Source organism: Vibrio eleionomae (assembly GCF_009874545.1).
Lineage (GTDB): Bacteria > Pseudomonadota > Gammaproteobacteria > Enterobacterales > Vibrionaceae > Vibrio > Vibrio nitrifigilis.
This window is the reverse complement of sequence record NZ_WEKT01000001.1, coordinates 116,777-139,710: the sequence shown is the minus strand read 5'-3', so window position 1 is coordinate 139,710 and position 22,934 is coordinate 116,777. Positions and strand designations below refer to the sequence as shown.

General features: G+C 42.5%; 18 protein-coding genes. 10 read left to right on the top strand and 8 right to left on the bottom strand.

All coding sequences use genetic code 11. The features are described 5' to 3' along the window. Positions 1-41 precede the first annotated feature (41 nt). The 3 genes from recC (at position 42) to recD (ending at position 9,483) form a co-directional block, all read left to right on the top strand. Positions 42-3,494, top strand: coding sequence for an exodeoxyribonuclease V subunit gamma (recC, locus tag F9817_RS00710; protein ID WP_161153142.1), 3,453 nt, complete (start codon positions 42-44; stop codon positions 3,492-3,494). 281 nt (positions 3,495-3,775) lie between these two features. Further along, positions 3,776-7,390, top strand: a complete 3,615-nt coding sequence (gene recB, locus F9817_RS00705) for an exodeoxyribonuclease V subunit beta (RefSeq protein ID WP_161153035.1) — start codon at positions 3,776-3,778, stop codon at positions 7,388-7,390. Further along, positions 7,390-9,483 (top strand): exodeoxyribonuclease V subunit alpha, encoded by a 2,094-nt coding sequence (recD, locus tag F9817_RS00700; protein ID WP_161153034.1) that lies wholly within the window; start codon positions 7,390-7,392, stop codon positions 9,481-9,483. Before recB ends, recD begins: the two co-directional genes overlap by 1 nt. A 47-nt stretch (positions 9,484-9,530) precedes the next feature. On the opposite strand, the gene F9817_RS24365 is transcribed toward recD, so the two are convergent. Both F9817_RS24365 and argA read right to left on the bottom strand, forming a co-directional pair. Then, a complete protein-coding gene (locus F9817_RS24365) occupies positions 9,531-9,722 on the bottom strand; it encodes a hypothetical protein (RefSeq protein ID WP_161153141.1) in 192 nt (63 codons plus the stop codon). A gap of 330 nt (positions 9,723-10,052) precedes the next feature. Beyond that, positions 10,053-11,390, bottom strand: a complete 1,338-nt coding sequence (gene argA / locus F9817_RS00690) for an amino-acid N-acetyltransferase (RefSeq protein ID WP_161153033.1) — start codon at positions 11,388-11,390, stop codon at positions 10,053-10,055. Between the two features lie 173 nt (positions 11,391-11,563). Here argA and F9817_RS00685 point away from each other — a divergent pair, with 173 nt between their 5' ends. From F9817_RS00685 to csdE, 4 genes are all read left to right on the top strand, one after another. Further along, complete coding sequence (locus tag F9817_RS00685; RefSeq protein ID WP_329604796.1) at positions 11,564-11,959, top strand: DUF2850 domain-containing protein; 396 nt, start codon at positions 11,564-11,566, stop codon at positions 11,957-11,959. 73 nt (positions 11,960-12,032) lie between these two features. Continuing rightward, positions 12,033-13,133 carry a murein transglycosylase A gene (mltA, locus tag F9817_RS00680; RefSeq protein WP_161153032.1) on the top strand — a complete coding sequence of 367 codons (1,101 nt, stop codon included), beginning with the start codon at positions 12,033-12,035 and terminating at the stop codon, positions 13,131-13,133. A gap of 109 nt (positions 13,134-13,242) precedes the next feature. After that, a complete protein-coding gene (tcdA, locus tag F9817_RS00675) occupies positions 13,243-14,052 on the top strand; it encodes a tRNA cyclic N6-threonylcarbamoyladenosine(37) synthase TcdA (protein ID WP_161153031.1) in 810 nt (269 codons plus the stop codon). A gap of 20 nt (positions 14,053-14,072) precedes the next feature. Continuing rightward, a complete protein-coding gene (csdE, locus tag F9817_RS00670; protein WP_161153030.1) occupies positions 14,073-14,504 on the top strand; it encodes a cysteine desulfurase sulfur acceptor subunit CsdE in 432 nt (143 codons plus the stop codon). Between the two features lie 42 nt (positions 14,505-14,546). On the opposite strand, the gene F9817_RS00665 is transcribed toward csdE, so the two are convergent. From F9817_RS00665 to F9817_RS00640, 6 genes are all read right to left on the bottom strand, one after another. Further along, positions 14,547-15,698, bottom strand: a complete 1,152-nt coding sequence (locus F9817_RS00665) for an esterase-like activity of phytase family protein (RefSeq protein ID WP_161153029.1) — start codon at positions 15,696-15,698, stop codon at positions 14,547-14,549. Between the two features lie 116 nt (positions 15,699-15,814). Further along, complete coding sequence (locus F9817_RS00660; protein ID WP_161153028.1) at positions 15,815-16,750, bottom strand: stealth family protein; 936 nt, start codon at positions 16,748-16,750, stop codon at positions 15,815-15,817. A 195-nt stretch (positions 16,751-16,945) separates the two neighbouring features. Continuing rightward, a complete protein-coding gene (gene csdA / locus F9817_RS00655) occupies positions 16,946-18,160 on the bottom strand; it encodes a cysteine desulfurase CsdA (protein ID WP_161153027.1) in 1,215 nt (404 codons plus the stop codon). 10 nt (positions 18,161-18,170) lie between these two features. Further along, positions 18,171-18,770: a DJ-1 family glyoxalase III gene (locus tag F9817_RS00650; protein WP_161153026.1), complete on the bottom strand. Its 600-nt coding sequence runs from the start codon at positions 18,768-18,770 to the stop codon at positions 18,171-18,173. Then, positions 18,767-19,672, bottom strand: a complete 906-nt coding sequence (panE, locus tag F9817_RS00645) for a 2-dehydropantoate 2-reductase (protein ID WP_161153025.1) — start codon at positions 19,670-19,672, stop codon at positions 18,767-18,769. Before panE ends, F9817_RS00650 begins: the two co-directional genes overlap by 4 nt. 155 nt (positions 19,673-19,827) lie before the next feature. Then, entirely contained in the window at positions 19,828-20,622 is a 795-nt protein-coding gene (locus F9817_RS00640) for a nucleoside-specific channel-forming Tsx family protein (RefSeq protein WP_161153024.1), read from the bottom strand. A 321-nt stretch (positions 20,623-20,943) separates the two neighbouring features. On the opposite strand from F9817_RS00640, the gene F9817_RS00635 reads away from it, so the two are divergent. The 3 genes from F9817_RS00635 (at position 20,944) to F9817_RS00625 (ending at position 22,889) form a co-directional block, all read left to right on the top strand. Further along, positions 20,944-21,525, top strand: a complete 582-nt coding sequence (locus F9817_RS00635; protein ID WP_345789708.1) for an LON peptidase substrate-binding domain-containing protein — start codon at positions 20,944-20,946, stop codon at positions 21,523-21,525. 84 nt (positions 21,526-21,609) lie between these two features. Next, positions 21,610-22,209, top strand: coding sequence for a sigma-70 family RNA polymerase sigma factor (locus F9817_RS00630; protein WP_196122508.1), 600 nt, complete (start codon positions 21,610-21,612; stop codon positions 22,207-22,209). Continuing rightward, on the top strand, positions 22,206-22,889 hold the full coding sequence (locus tag F9817_RS00625) for a ChrR family anti-sigma-E factor (protein ID WP_161153023.1): 684 nt from the start codon (positions 22,206-22,208) through the stop codon (positions 22,887-22,889). The genes F9817_RS00630 and F9817_RS00625 overlap by 4 nt, the downstream gene beginning before the upstream one ends. Positions 22,890-22,934: the final 45 nt, after the last annotated feature.

The following is a 22,934-nucleotide window of genomic DNA, read 5'->3' as shown; positions in this document are numbered from 1 at the left end:
TACTCTCAACAGAGTTTAATTTTGAAATGGCTGTGCGCATTGTGTTTACCATTTATCATTCCAATAAAGTCGATACCCTAAAAATTCTCTTGGTTCATCTAATCAAAAATGATCCTGTAGCGAACCCTTTTGAGGCTGAGCAAATATTGGTGCAAAGCCCTGGTATGTCGCAATGGTTGAAAATGGCGTTAGCGCAGGAGCTTGGTGTGGCGGCGAACCTTACGTTTCCACTCCCCGCGACGTTTATTTGGGAAATGTTTACTCGGGTGCTGCCTGATGTGCCAAGTCGCAGTGCGTTTAATAAAGAAGCCATGACTTGGAAATTAATGGAGTGTTTGCCAAGTTTACTCGACCAAGACGAATTTGCGCCTTTGCAGCGTTACCTGCAAGGGGATGTCGACCAATCTAAGTGTTATCAATTAGCGGAAAAAATCGCCGATATCTTCGATGGTTATCTTGTATATCGCCCAGACTGGATTGCAGCTTGGGAGCAAGGTGATATCGTGGATGAAATTGGTGATGAACAACCTTGGCAGCCGATTTTATGGCGAGAGCTGTACCAATACACCTTGTCCCTCGGTCAATCTCATTATCATCGTGCTAACCTCTATGATCGCTTTATTGAAGCGCTAGCTCAAGGGGCTGTGGATCTGAGTAAACTTCCGAAGAGGTTGTTTATTTTTGGTATTTCTTCATTACCTCCTCGATATTTAGAAGCGCTTAAAGCGTTGGGTGAACACATCGATGTGCATCTTATGTTTACCAATCCTTGTCAGCATTATTGGGGGGATATTCGCGATCGTAAATATTTGGCTCGGGTTGAGAGTCAACGGCGTAAAAAGCTTATTTTACAAGCTCAATCGATAGATGTGCTGGAAGAGGTATCGCCCTTAAAAGGCTCGCTTGATGATTATATCGAAGATGAACTGCATACTGCTGGAGCGGTCGGGAACAGTTTACTGGCTTCAATGGGAAAATTAGGGCGAGATAATTTGTACCTCTTATCACAAAGTGAAAATGATGAGCACCAACTGTTCATTGATCTTGACCGTGATAATTTACTCCATCATTTGCAAGCCGATATTCTGAATCTTGAAGAGCATCAAAATGATCAAATTATCGATAGCAGTGAACATAAACTGTTATTAACGACTGACGACCGTTCTGTCACTTTCCACTCTTGCCATAGCCCTATGCGGGAAGTGGAAGTATTACACGATCAAATGTTGGCGATGTTTGATCGTAATCCCGAGTTAAAACCGCGCGATATTATCGTTATGGTATCGGATATTAATGCCTATAGCCCCTATATTCAGGCGGTGTTTGGTAACGCACCGGGCGAACGTTTTATCCCTTATTCGATATCAGACCGTACTGCCGATCAAGAAAGTCCGTTACTGAACGCATTTTTGCAATTGATTCAACTACCACAGTCTCGTTGTTTAGCCTCTGAATTACTCGAAATGCTAGAAACGCCAGCCATGATGGCGCGTTTTGAGTTGGATGAGGACGAATTTGATATTGCCAAATGTTGGATCGAAGAGTCTGGCATTCGTTGGGGATTGAATGCTTCCACTGCCCAAGAGTTTGATTTACCGGAAACCGATCAAAATACATGGCAGTTTGGTATCACACGGATGCTATTAGGTTATGCGATGCCACCAAGTGTCGATCTTTATGAGCATCAGCAGGTTGCGTTAGCCCCTTACAATGAAGTGCAGGGTATGAGTGCCGAGTTGGCGGGTAAGTTAGCTCACTTCATCGAAACGGTCAGTGACTACCGCCAGAAATTAAATCAAACGCAATCAATAGAATCTTGGCGTGAACATTTGACTCAAATGCTCAACGATTTTTTTGCGGTTGATTTAGAGGGAGAGATCGCGCTGCAATCTATACGGGATACGTTGGCGCAGCTTAAAGAACAGTTGATTGATGCTCAATATGAGCAGGATATCGCGCCGATTATTATCACGCAGTATCTAACCGATAAACTGTCGGGCACACGAGTTAGCCAGCGGTTTTTAGCTGGGCAAGTGAACTTTTGTACCTTGATGCCAATGCGCTCAATCCCATTTGACGTTGTGTGCCTGCTTGGTATGAATGATGGCGTCTATCCGCGCTCTATGCCGCCTGAAGGGGTTGATTTAATGAATAATCGAACTCGTCCAGGTGATCGTTCTCGCCGAGATGATGACCGTTACCTGTTCTTAGAGGCAATGCTTTCAGCCCAGCATATTTTGTACATCAGCTATGTGGGACGTTCGATTCAAGACAACACCGAACGTGTACCTTCAGTACTGGTGAGTGAATTACTTGAATATTGTGGGCAAAATTATGCCTTAGTGGGTGATGAAACGTTGGAGAACGATGAGTCGGCACGAAATGTCTCTCGTCACCTTGTTCAGCACCACGCGATGGTGCCATTTAGTCCGAATAGCTTTTTGCAAGATGGCAGTTATGCACGCGAATGGGCTCCGGCGGCGTTAAGGCAAGGACAAGCCGCCGGGCAATTTAATCTCGCTTTGGATGATTACTTATTGGATGCAAGTTTTCCTCTCGAATTAGACCTAGTCGAGCTGCAACGGTTTTGGCGTTTACCCGTGCAGTACTTTTTCAATCGACGCTTGAAAGTGCAGTTTGAAATGCCGCAAGCGGTAATGGAAGATGATGAGCCGTTTGCTTTAGGAGGGTTAGCCAGTTACCAATTGCGCGATGAATTGTTGGGTGTTTTATTAGAGTGTGAAAGTGACACAGAGCAGCAGCAAGCCATTGAGCATTTCGCTAAACAGCAGCGAGCTCAAGGTAAGTTACCCGTAGGGGCTTTTGGTACGTTAGAACTGGAAACCAACCGGGTGCAAACACAAGAGTTAGCCCAACGAATTCGCTTTTTGTGTCAATCGCCATTAGAGGATGCGGAAGTGAATGTTCAGCTTGATGTTCTCGGTGAAGGTAAGCCAGTCGTGCTGGTGGGGTGGTTAACACAAGTTTATCAATCGGGTTTAGTGCGCTACCGCAGTGGCAGTATTCGTTCACAAGATATCTTGGCTGCATGGATTGATCATTTGTGTTTATCGGTTTCTGGTATTCATAAGCCAACGCACTTGATTGGTTACGACCGTAAAGAAGGGGTTGTCCATCAATCGTTTGCTCCACTGGAATCATCGCAAGTGGCTCTGTCTTTATTGAATGAACTAGTCAGACTGTTTTATCAAGGATTGACCGAGCCGTTACCTTATTTTCCAAAGACCGCGCTAGCGAGTATTGAAGCGGGTTTTTCTCGTGGCAAATGGGTTGATGATGAAGATAAATCCCACAAAAAAATGGCCGACAGTTTTAATGATGGCTACATGAGTGTAGGGGAAGGTAATAATCCGTATATTCAGCGTATTTGGCCGCAATGGCATGAGGCATTAGCGCACCAAGTTAGAACATACGCCACATTGGTTTTACAAGCACCGCGCTTAGGTTTGCATGATGAAATGGCTAATGAATAAAGGAATGAGAAAGGTATTTGTGGCCGCCAGGAAATCATTATAAGTGTAGGGTGTTTACTGTACGGCCACGGGTCAGAGGGACCTGTAATAGGTTTATATCCGTTAAGATATGTTATGCGGCGATTGTAACGGGCACCAGTATGGTGCGCCGTGAACAAGATCTCACAAAATGAGGGCATTGCCCCTAAAATAGCGACTAAATACCAATAATGTTGTTTAGATCACACAGAAGTCTCTTGGCGAATAACCAGGTGTATGACGTTAAAGAAGGTAATTAAATCATGACTGCAACATCAGATATAAAACCCGTTGCTCTCGATCCCATGACATTCCCTCTGCATGGAGCGCGTTTAATCGAAGCGTCCGCAGGGACTGGGAAGACATTTACCATTGCCGGTCTGTATCTACGTTTATTACTTGGACATGGCTCTTTAGACACTCGCCACCAGATGCCATTAACGGTGGACCAAATTTTGGTCGTGACCTTTACCGAGGCTGCAACAGCAGAATTGCGTGATCGTATTCGAGCTCGTATTCATGATGCTAAAATTGCTTTTTCTCGGGGTCAGAGTAGCGACCCGGTCATAAACCCGTTGCTAGTTGATTATGAAGATCATCCTTTAGCCGTTAAATTGTTAACCGAAGCTGAACGTCAAATGGATGAAGCGGCGGTGTATACCATTCATGGTTTTTGCCAACGAATGCTGACACAAAATGCGTTTGAATCAGGAAGTCGCTTCAATAATGAGTTTGTTACCGATGAAAGCCAACTGAAAGCACAAGTCGTTGCGGACTATTGGCGTCGTCAATTTTATCCACTGCCACTTGCATTGGCGGCGGAAATTCGCCGTATGTGGGGATCACCAGATGACTTGTTAGCAAAAATCGGTGGTTACCTGACTGGTTCTCCTTTGACCTTGACTACGCTACCAATGAGTGGTGATTTAGCGCAATTACATCAGCAGAATTTAAGTAAAATTGATGAGTTGAAAGCGCTGTGGCGCGAGCATCAAGATGACATCGAAGGTTGGATTGCAGGTTCTGATATTAACAAACGCAGTTATAGTAAAAAGTCTCTGCCACAGTGGGTTGAAGCGGTCAGTCATTGGGCTGCAATGGAAACAACGGGTTATGATATCCCCGATAAACTAGAGAAATTTGCCCAACATCAGCTGATCGAGAAAACACCAAAAGGTAATGCTCCGACGCATGAGCTGTTTGTCGCAATCGAACAGTTTCTCGAACGTCCTGTGAGTTTAGAAGCCCCTTTGATCGCTCATGCCATTCAAGAATGTCGAACTATGCTAGCGAAGGCGAAGCAGACTAAGCAGTGGTTGTCGTTTGATGATTTGTTAACTCAGCTTTCTGCAGCGCTTGATGAGGATGAACAAGGCTTACTCGCTGAGCGTATTCGTCAGCTTTATCCGGTTGCCATGATTGATGAATTCCAAGATACCGACCCTCTGCAATACAGTATTTTTAGTCGAATCTATCTGGATAATCCAGCGACAGGCTTATTTATGATTGGAGACCCCAAACAGGCAATTTATGCGTTTCGTGGTGCCGACATCTTTACTTATATCCGCGCGCGTAACCAGGTGACCACTCATTACACGTTAGGAACGAACTGGCGTTCTAGTGCGGATATGGTTGCGTGCGTTAATCAAGTCTTTACCAATCCAGATAGCCCTTTTATTTATGATCAAGATATTCCCTTTTATCCGGTAAAAGCGAGCCCAACCGCTGCCAGTAAACATTGGTATTTAGGTGAGCAGCAACAGCCTGCACTCACTTATTGGTTACCAGATACAGAGGGACAGTTAATCACTAAAGGCGATTATTTAACTACGATGGCAACGGCGACGGCCAGTCAAATTCAAGCCATATTAACCCAAGCGCAGCAAGGACAAGCAACGTTTAATCAATCTAAAGCCATTGAGGCGGGTGATATTGCTGTGCTGGTCAGAACGGGAAATGAAGGGCGTTTGGTTAAAGAGGCATTAGCTAAACAAGGTATTGCCAGCGTCTATTTGTCGAATCGTGACAGCGTGTTTACCAGTTCAATTGCGCAAGATATTCAGCGTTTACTACAAGCGGTGTTAACCCCCGAAAATGATCGCACGTTGCGAGCGGCACTGGCCAGTCCGCTTTTTGCTTTGAATGCACGCCAGCTTGATGCTCTCAATAATGATGAAAATGAGTGGGAGAATGCTGTCAACGAGTTTAAGTCCTATCGGCAACTGTGGGTTAACCGAGGCGTATTACCGATGCTTCGTGCGGTGTTAAGTCAACGCCATATTGCTGAGCGTTGGTTGGCTGAATCGGACGGGGAGCGCTACTTAACCGATTATTTACATATTGGCGAATTATTGCAGCAAGCCAATCAAGATATCGATAGTGACCATGGATTGTTGCGCTGGTTAGCCCAGACGATTAGTGATGTTGAACAAGGTTTTGGTGGTGCAGAAGATCAAATTCAGCGTTTGGAATCTGAGCGACATTTGGTACAGATTGTTACCATTCACAAATCGAAAGGTTTGGAATACGACTTGGTCTTTTTGCCTTTTGTTATCGGCTACCGGGCTGCGTCTGAAGGGAAGTATTACGATCCCAATAGTGGTAAAACCATGTTAGATATCACTGGCGATAGCTCTGCATTACAACAGGCAGATAAAGAGCGGTTAGCTGAAGATTTACGTTTGATTTATGTGGCGTTAACCCGAGCAGTATATGGCTGTTTTATTGGCGTGGCTCCTCTGCGTAATGGTCGCTCAACCAAAGAGCCATCAGGTGTTCATCAAAGTGCAATGGGATATTTGCTACAAAATGGTCAAGAAGGTGGCATCGATTTACTTGAGCACTCTTTACATCAAGCCATTGATGGGTTGAATGCGCAAGTGACATCACCGCTTGAGTTACCTGATACGCCATTTGTACCCGTTGCTCAAGAGCAAGACAGTCTGCCTATCCAAGAATTAACCACTCCGATTGATCGCCATTGGCGAATGACCAGTTACTCTGGATTAGTGAAGCAAGGGAGCCACCATAGCGTGGATGCTACCGTAGAAATATCGGGCTTTGATATCGACTCGGCTGATGAGCATGATGAAACATTACTGCTAGAGCCTGAACGGACGATTTTTACCTTTCCGAAAGGAGCGCAACCGGGAACCTTCTTACATAGTGTCTTTGAGCATGTTGAATTTACCGAACCCGCAACCAGTGAAAATAATACTCAAGTTCTGATGGATTTGTTAGAACGGGAACAACTTGATGTTGAATGGTTACCGGTATTACAACAGTTAGTTGATCAGGTAATGAACACCGCTTTAGATGGTAAGAAGCTCTGTTTAGGAAGCAAAACATCAGAGCAACGTTTGGTTGAAATGGAGTTTTTATTACCGCTGGTGGTATTAGATTCCCCAAGCTTGAATCGCATAACTCAGCGCCATGATCCTTTGTCGGCTAAAGCGGGCAATCTAGGGTTTTCGACTGTGCAGGGCATGTTGAAAGGTTTCATCGATTTGGTATTTGAACATCAAGGGAAATACTATGTATTGGACTGGAAATCGAACCATCTGGGTGATGAACCAGAAGCGTATCAAGGTGGGCGACTAGAATCCGCAATGGCAGAGCACCGTTACGATCTTCAGTATCAGATTTATTCACTGGCGTTGCATCGCTTTTTACGTAGTCGAGTCGCCAACTATGATTATGAGCAACATTTTGGTGGCGTTTATTATCTGTTCTTGCGGGGGATTGATGGGCAACCTAACCACGGAATTTTTCACGCTAAACCGAGTAAGCAATTTTTGACGGATTTAGATCAACTGATCGATGGGCATCAGCCAGACGCACGCGCCACTTCAGCAGGACAAATGGAGCTCGATTTATAATGTCTTCCCTTTTATCGGATTTATCTTTACTCGCGCAGCAAGGGACGATTCGTCAGCTTGATTATCAGTTTGCGCGTTTTATCGCTTCCCAATGTGATGACAATGAGCTGCCTTTAGCAGTGCTTGCGGCTGCTTTAAGTGCTGAGTTAGGGCGTGGACATATCTGTTTACCTATGTGGGATAATCACGGTCAGCTAACGGATATTCTGGCTAAGCTCGGCTTATTTGGTGCCAGTGCTGACGCCTTTAAACGTGACTGGATCGAAACGGATTGGGTTGAGCTGTTGCGTTCATCTAGCTTAGTTGCTTTGACTGAACAACAACATCAGCAGCATGGTGTTCCTCTGGTTTTTGATGGCAAGCGTCTTTATTTACATCGCTACTGGTATTATGAAATAGCATTATCTCAGCGATTGAACTCGCTAGCTGCCCCTGTCGCAATTGAGCCTGGTGAGCTTTCAACACTCAGAGCGCGATTGGATAATTTGTTTAGTCGTGACTATCACTGGGTAATGCAAGCGTTACAAGAATCGACAACTGAGGTTGAGCGGCAGAGAAAGCTGATTGATGTGCTTGATATCGTTGCCCCTGATGGTTTGAATTGGCAAGCGATAGATGTGTGTTTAACGCAGGCGACAACAGCGCAAGACCTTAATCAGCTTGATCACTTAGTTCCTCTTTCAGCTTGTTTGAATTGGCAAAAAACAGCGGCTGCTGTGGCTTTAACTCGTCGCTTTACCGTGATCTCTGGTGGCCCTGGAACGGGAAAAACGACGACGGTGACGAAATTGCTTGCGGCATTGATTAGCCAAGCTAAGCAAAGCCTCACCATCAAATTGGTAGCGCCGACAGGTAAAGCTGCTGCGCGTCTTACTGAGTCTATTGCAAAAGCAGTCAATCAATTACCCGTAGAGCCTGAACTAAAAACGCTTATTCCAACCGAGTCGAGCACCATACATCGATTGTTGGGAGCCATGCCAAACAGTGCTGAATTTCGCCATAATCAACACAATCCATTACACCTCGATTTGTTGGTGGTAGATGAAGCTTCCATGGTGGATTTACCACTTATGGTCAAACTCGTTGAGGCTTTACCTAAACATGCGCGTTTAGTGTTGTTAGGTGATAAAGATCAGTTGGCATCAGTTGAAGCAGGAGCTGTGTTAGGGGATATTTGCTCTTTTTTACGCCAAGGGTATAGCCTAACACAAGGGCAACTGCTTGCTAACTTGACTGGCTATGACTCACTGGCATCAGTGCATCAAACCAATGTAACTTCAATTGCTGATTGTCTTTGTATGTTACAGAAAAGCTATCGGTTTAACGCCAGCTCTGGCATTGGGCAATTAGCGAAAGCGGTGAATTCGGGGCAGGGTTTAAAAGTCGACCAAGTATGGCAACGAGAGTTTGATGATATTACTCACCATGCTTTAAGTAGTGATGCTTACAATCAGATGATCCAAGCATTGGTGAAATCCTATTCGTTTTATTTGGAAGCGACAAACCAGAGTTTCTATAGTGAAAGTCAACAAATATCCATGCCACTAAAAGCGAAAACAGTATTGCAACGCTTTAACCAAGTACGTTTACTCTGTGCGATACGTGATGGCGACTTTGGTGTAATAGGGCTCAATCATCGTATTGAGCGAGGACTCGTCGCTAGAAATAAAATAAAAGTGCAAGATGAGCAGTGGTATCACGGTAGGCCGGTCATGGTGACGAGTAATGATCATGCGTTAGGTTTGTATAACGGTGATATTGGCATCTGTATGCGCGATGAGAGTGATTCAACCTCAAGACTAAAAGTCTATTTTGAATTGCCAGATGGTAGTGTGAAAGGCGTGCTGCCAAGCAGAGTGCCGCCACATGAAACCGCTTATGCTATGACAATTCACAAATCACAAGGGAGTGAGTTTGAACATGCATTGATGATCTTGCCACCAGAGTTTAGCCCTATTTTGACGCGTGAACTGATTTATACCGGGATCACTCGGGCGAAAAAGAGACTCGATCTTTACTGTGACACGGGGATACTTAAGCGTGGTATTAAACTACAGACGCTGCGTGCCAGCGGCTTAAGCGAACGTCTGTAACTGTATTAGGGAGAGATGTGGTCTCCCTGGTACTTGGGTATATTCTCTTAGATGGGATTTGGAGCGACGACACTTGAGAAACTAATGTTGTTAATCTTGTAGCGTTCTCTAATGCCCAACATATAAGATCTTAACTGGGTATTAGCATGAAAAACACAGTGGACGTTGAGCCCTTCTAAGAGTTCATTATCAGCCATATCCCAAAAACTTTGCAGTGAGTTGCAAATGACGGTTTTCATTGATTTATTGCTCTGAATTTGGTGGTTATCAGTAGTAAAAATCATCCTTGCCATCAATATCTATCCTTTGAATATTTACTATAAGGCTGGTCGTCTGCTTCCTTCTGCTCCGCTTTTCGCGCACTTACCGCTTCCTTTAGACGTGCTCAACCTCTTTTTGAGTGCTCAGTAAAACATGACCTGAATCACAAGGTGAGCGAATTTTACACAGTTTGTACTCAAAAAGAAAGTGGTTATAAAGTGTTTAATTGATGAAATTAGTTGCATTCAAAAATAACCCCCTGAGTAGGGGGTTATATGCAACTTATTGAATTTGTTTGAATGGAGTTATTACAGCTTCAATACGAGAATTTTTGAGCGGCGTTGGTAGTTATAAAGGTGTTGTTTCGCAACAGGAAGGGCTTCGACACCGACTTCGTTAAAGCCTTGCTCTCTGAACCAGTGTAAACTTTGTGTTGTTAAGACAAACAACTGCTTAATACCGATATTTTTAGCCTCATGCTTCATATGATTCAGTAGCACTAAACCACGATGACCATCTCGATAATCTTGGTGAATGGCAACGCAAGCCATCTCGGCCATTTTTTCTTCATGGTAGGTGTACAATGCGGCACACCCAATAATGAGCCCGTCTTTCTCAATAACCGTAAATTTGTGTATTTCTTGTTCCAGTTGTTCACGAGAGCGGCGCACCAAAATTCCTTTTTCTTCAAGAGGAAGAATCAGATCAAAAATGCCACCAATATCATCGATATGGGCTTGGCGAACCTGTTCGGTACGAGCTGTGACCACTTGGGTTCCGATACCATCAAAAGAAAATAGCTCTTGCAGTACTGCACCGTCATCTTTGTAGCTCACTAAATGGCTACGGGGTACACCGGCACGGCAAGCAGAAACGGAAGCACGTAAAAAGCGCAATGTGCCAGTAGTGTCATCTAACTCTGGGTTACTTTCAGACTCAAGACGTTGAATCAGCTCTTCTACTTCAGTCGGAAATAGTTCTGCAATTGCATTACCTTTTTCATCGATAATCCCTTGCTCAGAACAGAAGCCAATCAGCTTGTCGGCTTTAAGTCGAATAGCAACTTGGGTGGCAATTTCTTCTGATAGTAAGTTGAAGCATTCCCCTGTCACTGAGCTTGCGATAGGGCCAAGCAAGACCACAGAGTCTTGGTCGAGGATACGATTAATGCCTTCAATATCGATTCTTCTTACTCTGCCACTATGGCAGTAATCAATACCGTCATCGACGCCAAGGGGTTGAGCAATAACGAAATTACCACTAACGATGTTGAGTTTATTCCCCGCCATTGGGGTGTTATTCATACTCATTGATAAGCGAGCTGTAATGGCCAATTGTAACTGACCAGCGGCCTGCATAACTAAACCTAACGTGAGCTCATCAGTGATGCGGACACCTTTATGGTAGGGAGTTGAATGATCTTTAGCAGTAAGCAGATCGTTGATCTGAGGACGAGCACCATAGACAAGAACAATCTTGATCCCTAAACTATGTAGAAGTGCCAAATCACTGATAATATTAGGGAAGTTTTTATCTGCAATGCCTTCGCCACCAAGCATAACCACCATGGTTTTACCACGGTGAGCGTTGACATAAGGTGCAGATTGTCTAAACCCTTTGACAAGTGCGGTACTGCGAAATTTCACTGCTAAACGTTCCTTTTGTTTAAATATGTCTAAATAATGACTTTTTATTCAGGTATAAACAAGTTTTTTTTGCGCTCTTGTGGAATTAATTGCGACATTCCTTGGGACTATACCTCTTGTGGGTTACACTTTTGATAAAGTCCTCATTCGATGTCCTTGACAGGTAGATTATAGTGGCCAAAGACAAAAAGAAGATCGTAGAGTGGTCGTTATTGACATTTGCTTTAGTTGGCACTATCTGTGTTGCAGTTCTCTATGGTTTTTTGTATCACAAAGCTCAATCTGCACTTTCTCCTAAAAAAAGTATTATAGGAGATTGGGTCGAGCAAAATGTGGCGCATTACGCAGCGATGACGATTGAGATCAGAAAGAATGCGATTGTCATACATGGGCACACTGTTACGACTGATTATGATTTTGATGGTGTGTATTTAAGTTATGAGGTAGGGGGCATCGAATACAAATATAAGATGGCTGATAACTCGAATACCGAAATGAAGTTAATTACTCCGTCGTATTATAACCCTGTCTATCGCCTGTCAGGAAAATACAAAAATAACATCAGGTAACGTTTCTAACGTTGCGCTAAAGGCTTGAGTTTGCCATGCTTGGACCGTACCTAAATTTACGGATAACTAGCTTGTGATTAAACGTTTTTTGCCTCTTGCTTGTGTTGCTTTACTGTTTGGTTGTGCTCCAACAGATCGTGGTCAACAATATTTAGATAAGACCTTTCCGGATCGCTTAAACCGAGTCGACCACATATCATCCAACTCTCCACGTGACTACGCGACTTTTGCTAAGCAGAGTGATGAAGTCGTAGAAACATCTCCATCTCTCGCTAATGTTTATCAACCGTTGTATGAAAAACTTAAAGAGTGGTCTCTTGAAAGTGGTGATCCATCCGAGCTCGCTAAGTATGGTATTCAAACTGCGCAGTTAGGCGGAGGAGATAGCGAAGGTAATGTGTTATTTACTGGCTATTTTTCACCGGTGATTGAACTACGCCATCAAGCCAATGAAACTTATAAATACCCGGTTTACGCAAAACCAGAATGTGATGTCGATTGCCCAACACGAGCGCAAATATACGATGGGGCACTCAACGGGAAAAATCTCGAGCTAGGGTATTCGAGCAATTTGATTGACCCGTTTATTATGGAAGTGCAAGGCAGCGGTTTTGTTCACTTTGGCGATGATGACACACTCGAGTATTTTGCTTACGCAGGAAAGAACAACAAAGCGTATATTTCAATTGGTAAAATCTTGATTGATGAAGGTGAAGTGCCAAGAGAAAAAATGTCACTTAAAGCCATCAAAGAGTGGGTTGATAGCCATAACGAGCAACAAGTTAAAGAGTTACTCGAGCAAAACCCATCGTACGTGTTCTTCCAACCAAGAGCGGCAGCTCCGGTAACCGGTACGGCTGGCGTTCCTTTGTTACCAATGGCATCAGTGGCTGGCGATCGTTCTATTCTCCCAATGGGGACACCAATTTTGGCAGAAGTGCCATTACTTAATGCGGATGGTACTTGGTCTGGTACTCATGAACTGCGACTGCTGATTGTGTTAGATACCGGCGGCGCGGTGAAAGATAATCATCTCGATTTATATCATGGTATGGGGCCTAGAGCCGGCACTGAGGCTGGGCATTACAAGCACTTTGGTCGAGTATGGAAGTTGGGCCTCAAAGATTCCACGACACAATCACCTTGGGCTATGCCTCCAGAAAAGTTAGAATAGACTTTTTAGACAAGAGTGAGTATAAAACGCACTCTTTGTGTTTATAACACCACCCAATTCTGCTTTTTAAGGGCGAGTTGGCTGAATAACTGCATCTGGATATAGTGTTATGCGTGAACTTGACTCCCCCGCTTCTGATAATTACAACCAACGCTTTGGTGGTACTCGTCGTTTATATGGTTACGATGAGGTCGATATTTTGCGAGCAGCTCATGTTTGCGTCATAGGCATTGGCGGTGTTGGGTCATGGGCAGTAGAAGCGTTGGCAAGAACAGGAATCGGTGAATTAACGTTGATCGACATGGACGATGTGTGCGTGACGAATATTAACCGACAAATTCATGCCATGACTGGGACTGTTGGTCAGAGCAAAATTGAAGTGATGGCTGAGCGCGTCAAATTGATTAATCCCGAGTGTAAAGTCAATTTAATTGACGATTTTATTACGCCGGACAATCAACATGAATACTTATCAAAAGAGTTTGACTACGTTTTAGATGCTATTGATAGTGTTAAGGCGAAAGCATCACTTTTGGCTTATTGTCGCAGTAATAAAATCAAAGTCATTACCACTGGTGGTGCTGGTGGCCAAGTAGACCCAACACAAATTACAGTGGCTGATCTTACTAAAACCATTCAAGACCCACTGGCTAAAAAACTTAAAGATCGTCTGCGTCGCCATCATAATTTCCCTACGAATCCTGCCCGTAAATTTGGCATTGATTGTGTGTTTTCTACAGAACAACTTAAATATCCGCAAGCTGATGGTTCAGTGTGTGGGACAAAAGCGACAGCTGAAGGTCCTAAACGTATGGACTGTGCGAGTGGGTTTGGAGCCGCAACCGTTGTGACTGCGAGTTTTGGCTTTGTGGCTGTGTCTCGCATCGTAGATAAATTGATTCAAAAACATCGTAAATAATGTATCGCTTGGAGTGTGCTATGTCCTCTTTTCCATCTTCTCCCTTTGGTACTGATATAAGTAGCGAACAGGTTGTTGATGTCATGTCACAATTTACCAGTTGGGAAGATCGTTATCGTCAGATAGTTATGTGGGGTAAAAAACTCCCGATAATGGATGATGAATGTAAATCTGAAACGATAAAGGTAAGTGGTTGCGAAAGTCAGGTTTGGCTGATTGCAAAGCAAGAGGATAATGGCTTGTGGTATTTTCACGCAGATTCAGATGCGAGAATAGTACGTGGTTTAATTGCTATCGTAATGGCTGCGTATAATGGCCACACTGCCGAGCAAATACAGCAGTTTGATATCGATGGTTATTTTACAAGGTTAAATCTGTTGAGTCATTTATCGCCATCACGAGGTAATGGTTTGAAAGCCATCGTTGATCAGGTGAAAAACATTTCCCAGTAAAAACGAAGTCCCACTCAGGGACTTCGCTTGTATTATCCGTAATTAATGAATGGAAAACGCCAATAGCTGAGTTATTTCGTGGCGATTGAAATTATTATCTGAGATCAAGACTAACGTTTTAGTTCCATCCTCTAAGGTTGGCCCAAAACTTATCCCTTCGATATTATCAAGTTGCTTGAGATTCAGAGTATTCAAATTGAGTAATAAATGCTTTTTCATTGGCTTAAACGATGTTGATGCCAAGCTGTCTTGATTCATAACATTGGTCGCACCTTGTGTGGAAACTTCATAAATGCGAATAAAATTATGATAGCTGCCTTTAGCATCTTGAATCCCAGCACGTTCTAAAAATAGTAAGTGATTATTATCAATAGCTAAAATTTCTGATACGCCATTGTCTGCATGTTTTCCTTTGTCAGGATTAGCAGGCCAAGCGTCGACAGGATAAACATACTCCGCAACAATATGTCCTGATGCATCGTATTTCGTGAGTCGGGCATTCGCTCCGTGCTTGCCATTTGGGACATTTCCATCTTGTTTAACTGGTGCTTCCATTGCAGCAAAATAGTACTCTCCGGATGGAGTAAAACTACTGCCTTCTAATGCTAGATTATCGTAGAACCCGTATTCCGGTTGCTTATTTTGTAGCTTAATTTGCTTAGGCACGGCCACCGAGTCACGAAATTGACCGTCGAGCACAGAAGCATCCCTGATAAATGGATTCAGCCATAACTTACGGTCCCCTTCACTGGTATAGCGTAAAGTGTGGCTGTTAGGATTAAACCGGATGGACTCAAAATCGGGTACTGTACCATGATGATCGAATTGCTTAGCGGATAAATAAGGGTGGTCATCCGGTTGATATAAGGTGACCATCTGATTTATTTTGAATGGTGATATTTGAGTCGCAGTGATGGTCATGGTACCTAAGTATGCCCGAGCTGGGCCATGCTCGACACGATCGTCACTGATCACAACCCACTGTTTTGTTTTGGGGTTGTAATCAATACCGGAAAGCCCACCAACCCAAGTGTGGTTGAAGTGAGTGTTGTTAGGGATGCGAGTTTCGCCAATCCATTGTAGGTTCTGTATTGGCCATATTGAGCTTGATTGTGAAGTGGTGGGTACGGTTTGGCACCCTGACAAGCCGCCGATAGCGGCAAGTATAAATAGTGCTGAGTGTGTTCCTTTCATGCTGTCTCCCTAAGTGTGTGCTATTGCATAATTTATCGTTAAGGAGACAGGCTGTATAGATCTAAGTTTAATCAAATAAGCCGACAGGTTGTTATCTCTAAGCTATCTATTTAAATTTATTTTTCGGCTTTAAATTTTTTTCTTAATGGTCCATGTGAAAAAATAGCATACTCATCTAAATTAGTATCAACTTCATTAATACAAAACACTAAAGGTGAAAGTCTTGTGTAATTGTCAAAGAAATAAGCTAGGTTACTTTCACTTAGATGATAAAATCCAGGAATGAATTTTAGTATATTATGTTTTTGTATGTTTCTGAGATATTTCTTTTTCCCTTTTCTTTCGGCTAACTCATTAAATTCATATAGGTAGAGTAAAGAAAAAGNAAATTTATCATTTAAAAAATCAGAATATGTAAAAGAAAATTTGTCGCTTACTTCTTTTAAACGAGATTTTATCATAGGTCTAATCCCATGCTTTAATCCGTAACCAAGCCTTATGTTATAATAATTTTCAATAAACTCTCGGCTTTTATAAATAGCTAATTGATTATAAGTGAGGTTATCTTTTATCTTTCTTGTTTTTTTTAAAATGGATGATGTAAATACCTTTGGTTTGTTTTTTTTGAAAAAGTCGCTTGGTTTTGAAGGTCGACCTAAGAACATGTCATCATTAAAATAAATAAACTTATCACTTAATCCACTAATATTATGTATGTGAGCTTCTATAACACTAGAGTTAAAGGTTGGAAGATATTTATTAGGAATGATTTGTGTGTGATCTACTATTTCTATTTGTTTATGTGTTTTTAACCAATGAGGGATTTGGTTATCTGTGATAATAAAAATTTTATTTACCCAAGGCGCATATTTTTCAATACTACGTAATGAATATTTTAATTCATTGTTTTCAACATACCGAATATCACCAGCCTGATCGATGATATCATTTTTAAAAATATTGCTATCCTTAAAGTATGCTTGTTTTTTTGCTGACCATTCAGGATCGTTTCCATCGACCCATGTATAGACAACATCAATCTTATCTTTCATAAATACGCTTAGGGTATTGTTACTAACTTAATTTTTATAGTGTTAATAGGATTAGATATAAAATTCCTACTAACACTGTAATATACATAAATACTAACTTTAAGTAAGTCAATTTTTGGTAAAATTTTGCAAATTATCTATTTTAAATGAATTAAAGCCAATATTTATCGCTCGATAAAAATAAAAGATGCGTTGCTACAGTATATCCACAGCCTTTTTTACGCTGGAGATCAGGCGGTCGACATCTTGTTGTGTGTTGTAAATAGCAAACGAGATTCTTACTGTTCCTTTTATTCCCAGAGCATCCATCAGTGGGTGGGCGCAGTGGTGTCCTTCTCGTACCGCAATAGCTTGTTGATCCAACAGAGTAGCAATGTCTTGATGATGAACGCCTGGCATAACAAAACTGATGATACCTGCATCAGGCTGAAAACCGATAATTTTGATATCATCAATGGTGTTTAGCGCCATCTGGGCATTCAATTGCAATTGATGAATATGCTGCTTCACCTCATGATGATCAAATTGTCGATACCAATTAATTGCCGTAGCGAGGCCAATGGCTCCCGCGACATTTGGTGTACCCGCTTCAAATTTTGCAGGGGCTTGAGCAAAGCTTGTGCCTGTATCAAATGACACCTTATCAACCATCTTGCCGCCACCTTGCCACACAGGCATGGTATCAAGTAATTCTGGCTTAGCATAAAGAACACCGATGCCATTGGGGGCATAGAGTTTATGTCCTGAAAATACATAAAAATCTGCATCCAGTTCTGTGACATTCACTTTCTCATGGACAATGCCTTGTGCGCCATCAACCAGAACTTTGGCTCCAATCTGATGAGCAGCAGTAATCACTTGCTCAATAGGCTGACGTGCGCCAGTGACATTGGTGATATGGGCAATGGCGACAATTTTACAACGTGTTGAAAGCAAAGAATTAAATGCATCAATATCAAACTCACCATTGTGAGTGATTGGTACTTTAATTACTTTTGCACCCGTTTGTTCCGCGATGAGTTGCCAAGGGACAATATTGGCGTGATGTTCATTTTCACAGATCAAAATTTCATCGTTAACACTCAGCTGCTGGCGGCCATAGCTTTGAGCAACGAGATTAATCGATTCTGTCGCGCCCCGTGTCCAAATAACGGTGTCAGGAGAGCAAGCCCCAATGAATTGGGCAACCGTTTCTCGTGCCTGTTCAAACAATGTGGTTGCTTGAGCGGTGAGGTGGTGACTACCGCGGTGTACATTGGCATTATGGGTTTGGTAATAATCAGCCATTGCGTCAATGACACATTGAGGTTTTTGAGTGGTGGCTGCGTTATCTAAATATGTTAATGCATATTCATTAACACTTTGATTTAAAGCTGGAAACTGCGCTCTAATTTGTTCAATATTGATCATTAGTAACTGCTTATTCTTCGCTGAGTTTATCATAGTGAAGTTGAGGTAGAACCACGAGTGGCTCGGCAATTTGCTTGGCGAATGGCTTGCCTGATAAGCGAATAATAATTTCTATAGCAAATTCTAGTGCCGTGCCTGGACCTTGGCTAGTCAGCAAATTTTGATTCACATCGAAAGTGACGCGTTTAGCTCGCCATAAATCAGCTGGAATATCAGACTGAAAATTTGGGTGGCATGTCATTAGAGCGCCAGAAAATAAATTGTGATGTTGTAATACGATGGCGGGTGAAGCACAAATTGCCGCCACAAGTTTACCATCGTATTTCTGTTGTTTAATGATCTCAATTAACACAGTACTGTCACGAAAGACTTCTGCGCCACCTAACCCTCCGGGGAGAACAACAGCATCAAATTCATCATCAGCAATATCAACAAGAGTACAATCTGCGGTTAATGTGACTCCTCTAGACGCTTTCATCGTCAGATTGCCTTCGAAATCAGCACTAGCAATGGTCACTTCGTAGCCTGCACGCGTCAGAATATCAATAATGGTAATGGCTTCCATTTCTTCCGTACCGGGTGCAATTGGCACTAAAATCTTTTTAGTCATAATTGACTCCATTGTTTTTCTAATTTTTTAATTTGTTGAAATAATTGCTTATTTTCTGGTGTTTTTATCCCATGCTGCTGGGCTATTTTTACTAAGTAACCGTTAATAAAGTCTATCTCGGTTGGGCGCTGATGAATAATATCTTGTTGCATTGAGGAAAAATTATCGGCGGTCGCTTGGGCAACAGACAAGATCTGTTGGCGCAGTACAGCGTGTGTGATAGAGATGCCTTCCTGCGACATGACTAAAACCAATTCTTCCACCAATTTGTTGATCGTGGTGGTAAATGTGTCACTTAACAACTGACCATTTTTACATTGGTGAATCGCTGTTAAAGGATTAATCACACAATTTACCGCTAATTTGGCCCATAAAGGCACTGAAATATCATTGACCCAAAGACTATTTGGTAAAGCATGCTCAAAAACATCAGCAATAAACTGGCATGACTCTCCTTTACTGTTGAGAGCTCCGATCGTGGTTTGACCAAGACCAGTATGTCGAACGTAATCTGACGAAGGTTTCCACGCACCATGAGTCGTGGTTGCAAGTAATGTTGGGTAATGTTTTAGCGCTGGGAATAATTGATCGGTTGCCCCCATTCCATTTTGCATGAACATCAAAATGGTATCTGTATGAATATGCTCAAGCAAAGGGGATAGGGCTTGTGTTACTTGCCAAGCCTTAACGGTAACCAAAATAAGATCTGCATGGTTAAGTTGAGAGTATTCTTGTGCTGGAAATGAGATGTGTGGATGTATTTCACCATCGACGTTTTCAAGAGTAAGAGATGAAGTCGGGCGAATGTGTTTACTCCACAAACTGACCTTGTGCCCAGCCTGATATAAGGAGTAAGCCCACAGTGAGCCTATAGCGCCAGGACCCACGATTACAATATTCATTTCTTTATCTCACCTCGTTAATTGCCATGTAAGGATAATGATCGGAGGTGATAAAGCCAAGCAGAACATTTTTGAATATGTGAGACCGTAACAGTGGGATATAAAAATGGCGCGTATAAACGCGCCATTTTTGTACATTCTTAAATCAAAGCAGATTAGAATTTGTAAGTTACGTCGAAGTAGTGACTAACGCCTGAAGAACTGAAAGATGAAGTATCTTTGATGCCGTAAACGTCATCAAATACTTTTAGACCATAACCTGCTGCAAAACGGTCATTATGCCAGTAGATGCCGTTAAACCAAGCTAGACCGTGCTTAGACGTTGCACCTGCTTTTTCTTGTAGATCAAATTCGTAGTCTAGGTAGCCTTGGTAAGCAATGAATGAACCGTTTTCGAAGTTAACAAAAGGTTTAAACCAAACAGTAGAGAACTGGTAACCGTTCCATTCGTTTTTCTTGATGTTGTACGTTTTGTAAAGGTTAAACTGCACTTTACCAAACCAAGGAACCATTACGTCAGTACCGATACCATTTTTAGTCGCGTAACCGCTGCTAGATGTATCACCACCGTCAATGGTTGTGTAATCAGCGATGTACCATTCTTTGATTGGACCAACAGATAGGTCAGTGTTGAATAGACCGTCAAGAGACATACGAGGCGCAAATTTAGCAAACATTTTGTCGCTGCCAGCTTTGTCGTTGCTATCTTTGTCAGCTAGGTTAAACACGTCTAGGTAACCGTAAAGATCGAAAATTCCAGAACGACCGCCGAACTCCATTTCAAAGTATTCGTGGTCAGTGTTTCCTGGTTTTTCATTAAGTACATACATTAAGTTGAACTGCATCCACTTATAATCATTTTTATGTGTATTGCCATCACTGTAGTCTGCTGCCATTGCTGGTGTCGCTACAGTTAGAGCTAGCCCAAGAGCTAAAAGTAATTTGCGCATTTCTGTGATTCTCTACGTTTGCTTTTTTTGATTCAGAAGTTCTATAACAACTGCGAGCTTCCATTTAAGGCGATAATAGCGATAAATATCTCAATTAAAAGAAGTAAATAATGTAAATCCAATGAAAAATAGTGACTATTATCACATTAATAAAAATACCTACGGAACTTTATTTTATTTTCATATTATTGCATTTTTTATGTGATCTTAATCGTTTGTTTGGCGAGGTTCGTAACGGCTAAACGTTTGCTATCTTTTAAAGTGATCGAGAAAAAAAGTGGTTCGTACAAAGTACGAATTAACTTGCGCAAGGAGCGGTTCGTGGAAGAGATAATGTTGTTCCCACTGGGTTCTATCGTGATGCCAGAAGGAAAGATGAAGCTAAGAATATTTGAGCCTAGATATCGACGTATGGTTGCTGAATGTTCGAAAGCGGATTCTGGTTTTGGGCTTTGTTTGTTCGATAGTAGTGGTAACCAACCTGCAAACCCACTTTCCAGTTATGGAACCTGGGTCAAAATAGTTGATTTTGAAACATTATCTGATGGCTTGCTCGGTATAACCGTTGTTGGAGTCAAGCGATTTTGCATTCATTCAGTGCGTTCCGAGTTTGATGGACTGAGAAAAGCAAAAGTGGAGTGGTTGCCTACTTGGTCTGTTCGTGAAATGGAAGATGATGAAATGTTTCTCGCACAGCGTTTGCAAAAAGTATACGAGCAATTTCCGCAGCTGGGCGATCTGTATACACACTGTTTTTACGATGATGCAAGTTGGGTTGCCCAGCGTTGGCTTGAACTTATGCCGCTGACTAATGAGCAATTCGATCAGCTTTCGCAACATTCAAATTGTGAAACAGCTATCTCTTATCTCGTCAACGCAAAAGAATTTTTCGATCACTCTTAATCTTGAGTGATCGAATACATGTGAGATACGTAGAAAGGTTAGTGAGCATAACTTAGGTGCTGGTGGACGATGGAAAGTAAGCCGATGCGACAGTCTGAAATATTGCTTTTAACTGCAAGTAAGTTTGAACGTGCTGATTGGACCGACTGTATGGAAAAAGTCAAACAGCGTGACAAACATGCTTTTGCTCTGATATTCAGTTATTTCTCACCTCGCCTTAAACAATTTGTTTTTAAGCATATTGGTAACGAGCAAGCGTCTTTAGAGTTGGTGCAAGAAACGCTTGCGGTGGTTTGGCAAAAATCACACCTTTTTAATGGTGAAAAAAGTGGATTATCAACATGGATATTTACTATTGCTCGTAATCTTTGCTTTGACACGCTTCGGCGGCAGAAAGGCAAAGACGGATATCTACTTGCTGATGATATTTGGCCAGCCGATTTTTGTCCGCCAGATTTGGTTGAGCATTATGCGCCAGAGCATGAGATGTTGAAAGAGCAGGTAATTAAGTTTTTGGACCAGTTACCCGATGCGCAGCAAAAGGTGGTTAGGGCAATTTATTTAGACGAGCTCCCTCATCAACAAGTTGCTGACATGTATAACATTCCCTTAGGTACGGTAAAGTCTCGCTTGCGACTCGCCGTTGAAAAATTACGAATTTCTATTGATGCGGAGCATTTATGAGTCATCATCCTGAATCCAATTTGTTGGCAGCATACGCCGATGGAAGCATTGATTATCTGCATGGTATAGCGGTATCTGCTCACCTTGAGTTTTGTCCCCATTGTCGAGCGACAGTTCGCCAGTTCGAGCAGGTTTTGGGTGATCAATTATCATCAGAACAATCGTCAGAAATGATAGGCTGGGAGCCTGAGTTTGACGCGATGTTTGAAAATATTGTTGCTCTTCCTCAAGCACATCAAAATAGGCTTAGTGGACAAGCGGCTCGTAAGGCTTCATTTGTGAATATAGAAGGTCAAGTTATCCGAGTTCCTAGGGTACTGCAGCCTTTTGTTAAAAACATGAAGGATTGGCGCAGTTATGGCGGGCGAGTACTCAGTTTAGCGCTCGACAGTGATGAGGACGTTAGGCTCAATTTAATGTATATGAAACCCGGTGTGTCGGTCCCGCAGCATACGCACCGTGGCATAGAATCTACCCTTGTTTTACATGGTGGATTTAGTGATGAAGACGGGCATTATGAAGCAGGGGATTTTATGCAAAGAGATGCGTCAATCAAACACTCGCCGCAAACCTCAACTGATCAAGATTGCCTGTGTCTTACTGTATTGACTGATACCATGCTATTTACTCAAGGGGTTGCGCGATTGTTCAACCGTTTTGGTAAGGGGCTTTATCCTTAACCCACTTTGACGCCATTCATCATAGCGAAAGGAGGCAAAGCCTCC

Excerpts from the sequence above, each read along its gene's own strand:
- recB (WP_161153035.1), top strand. The coding sequence starts at position 3,776 with ATGACTGCAACATCAGATATAAAACCCGTTGCTCTCGATCCCATGACA.
- recD (WP_161153034.1), top strand. The coding sequence starts at position 7,390 with ATGTCTTCCCTTTTATCGGATTTATCTTTACTCGCGCAGCAAGGGACG.
- F9817_RS24365 (WP_161153141.1), bottom strand. The coding sequence starts at position 9,722 with ATGAAAACCGTCATTTGCAACTCACTGCAAAGTTTTTGGGATATGGCT.
- tcdA (WP_161153031.1), top strand. The coding sequence starts at position 13,243 with ATGCGTGAACTTGACTCCCCCGCTTCTGATAATTACAACCAACGCTTT.
- csdE (WP_161153030.1), top strand. The coding sequence starts at position 14,073 with ATGTCCTCTTTTCCATCTTCTCCCTTTGGTACTGATATAAGTAGCGAA.
- F9817_RS00665 (WP_161153029.1), bottom strand. The coding sequence starts at position 15,698 with ATGAAAGGAACACACTCAGCACTATTTATACTTGCCGCTATCGGCGGC.
- csdA (WP_161153027.1), bottom strand. The coding sequence starts at position 18,160 with ATGATCAATATTGAACAAATTAGAGCGCAGTTTCCAGCTTTAAATCAA.
- F9817_RS00650 (WP_161153026.1), bottom strand. The coding sequence starts at position 18,770 with ATGACTAAAAAGATTTTAGTGCCAATTGCACCCGGTACGGAAGAAATG.
- panE (WP_161153025.1), bottom strand. The coding sequence starts at position 19,672 with ATGAATATTGTAATCGTGGGTCCTGGCGCTATAGGCTCACTGTGGGCT.
- F9817_RS00640 (WP_161153024.1), bottom strand. The coding sequence starts at position 20,622 with ATGCGCAAATTACTTTTAGCTCTTGGGCTAGCTCTAACTGTAGCGACA.
- F9817_RS00630 (WP_196122508.1), top strand. The coding sequence starts at position 21,610 with ATGCGACAGTCTGAAATATTGCTTTTAACTGCAAGTAAGTTTGAACGT.
- F9817_RS00625 (WP_161153023.1), top strand. The coding sequence starts at position 22,206 with ATGAGTCATCATCCTGAATCCAATTTGTTGGCAGCATACGCCGATGGA.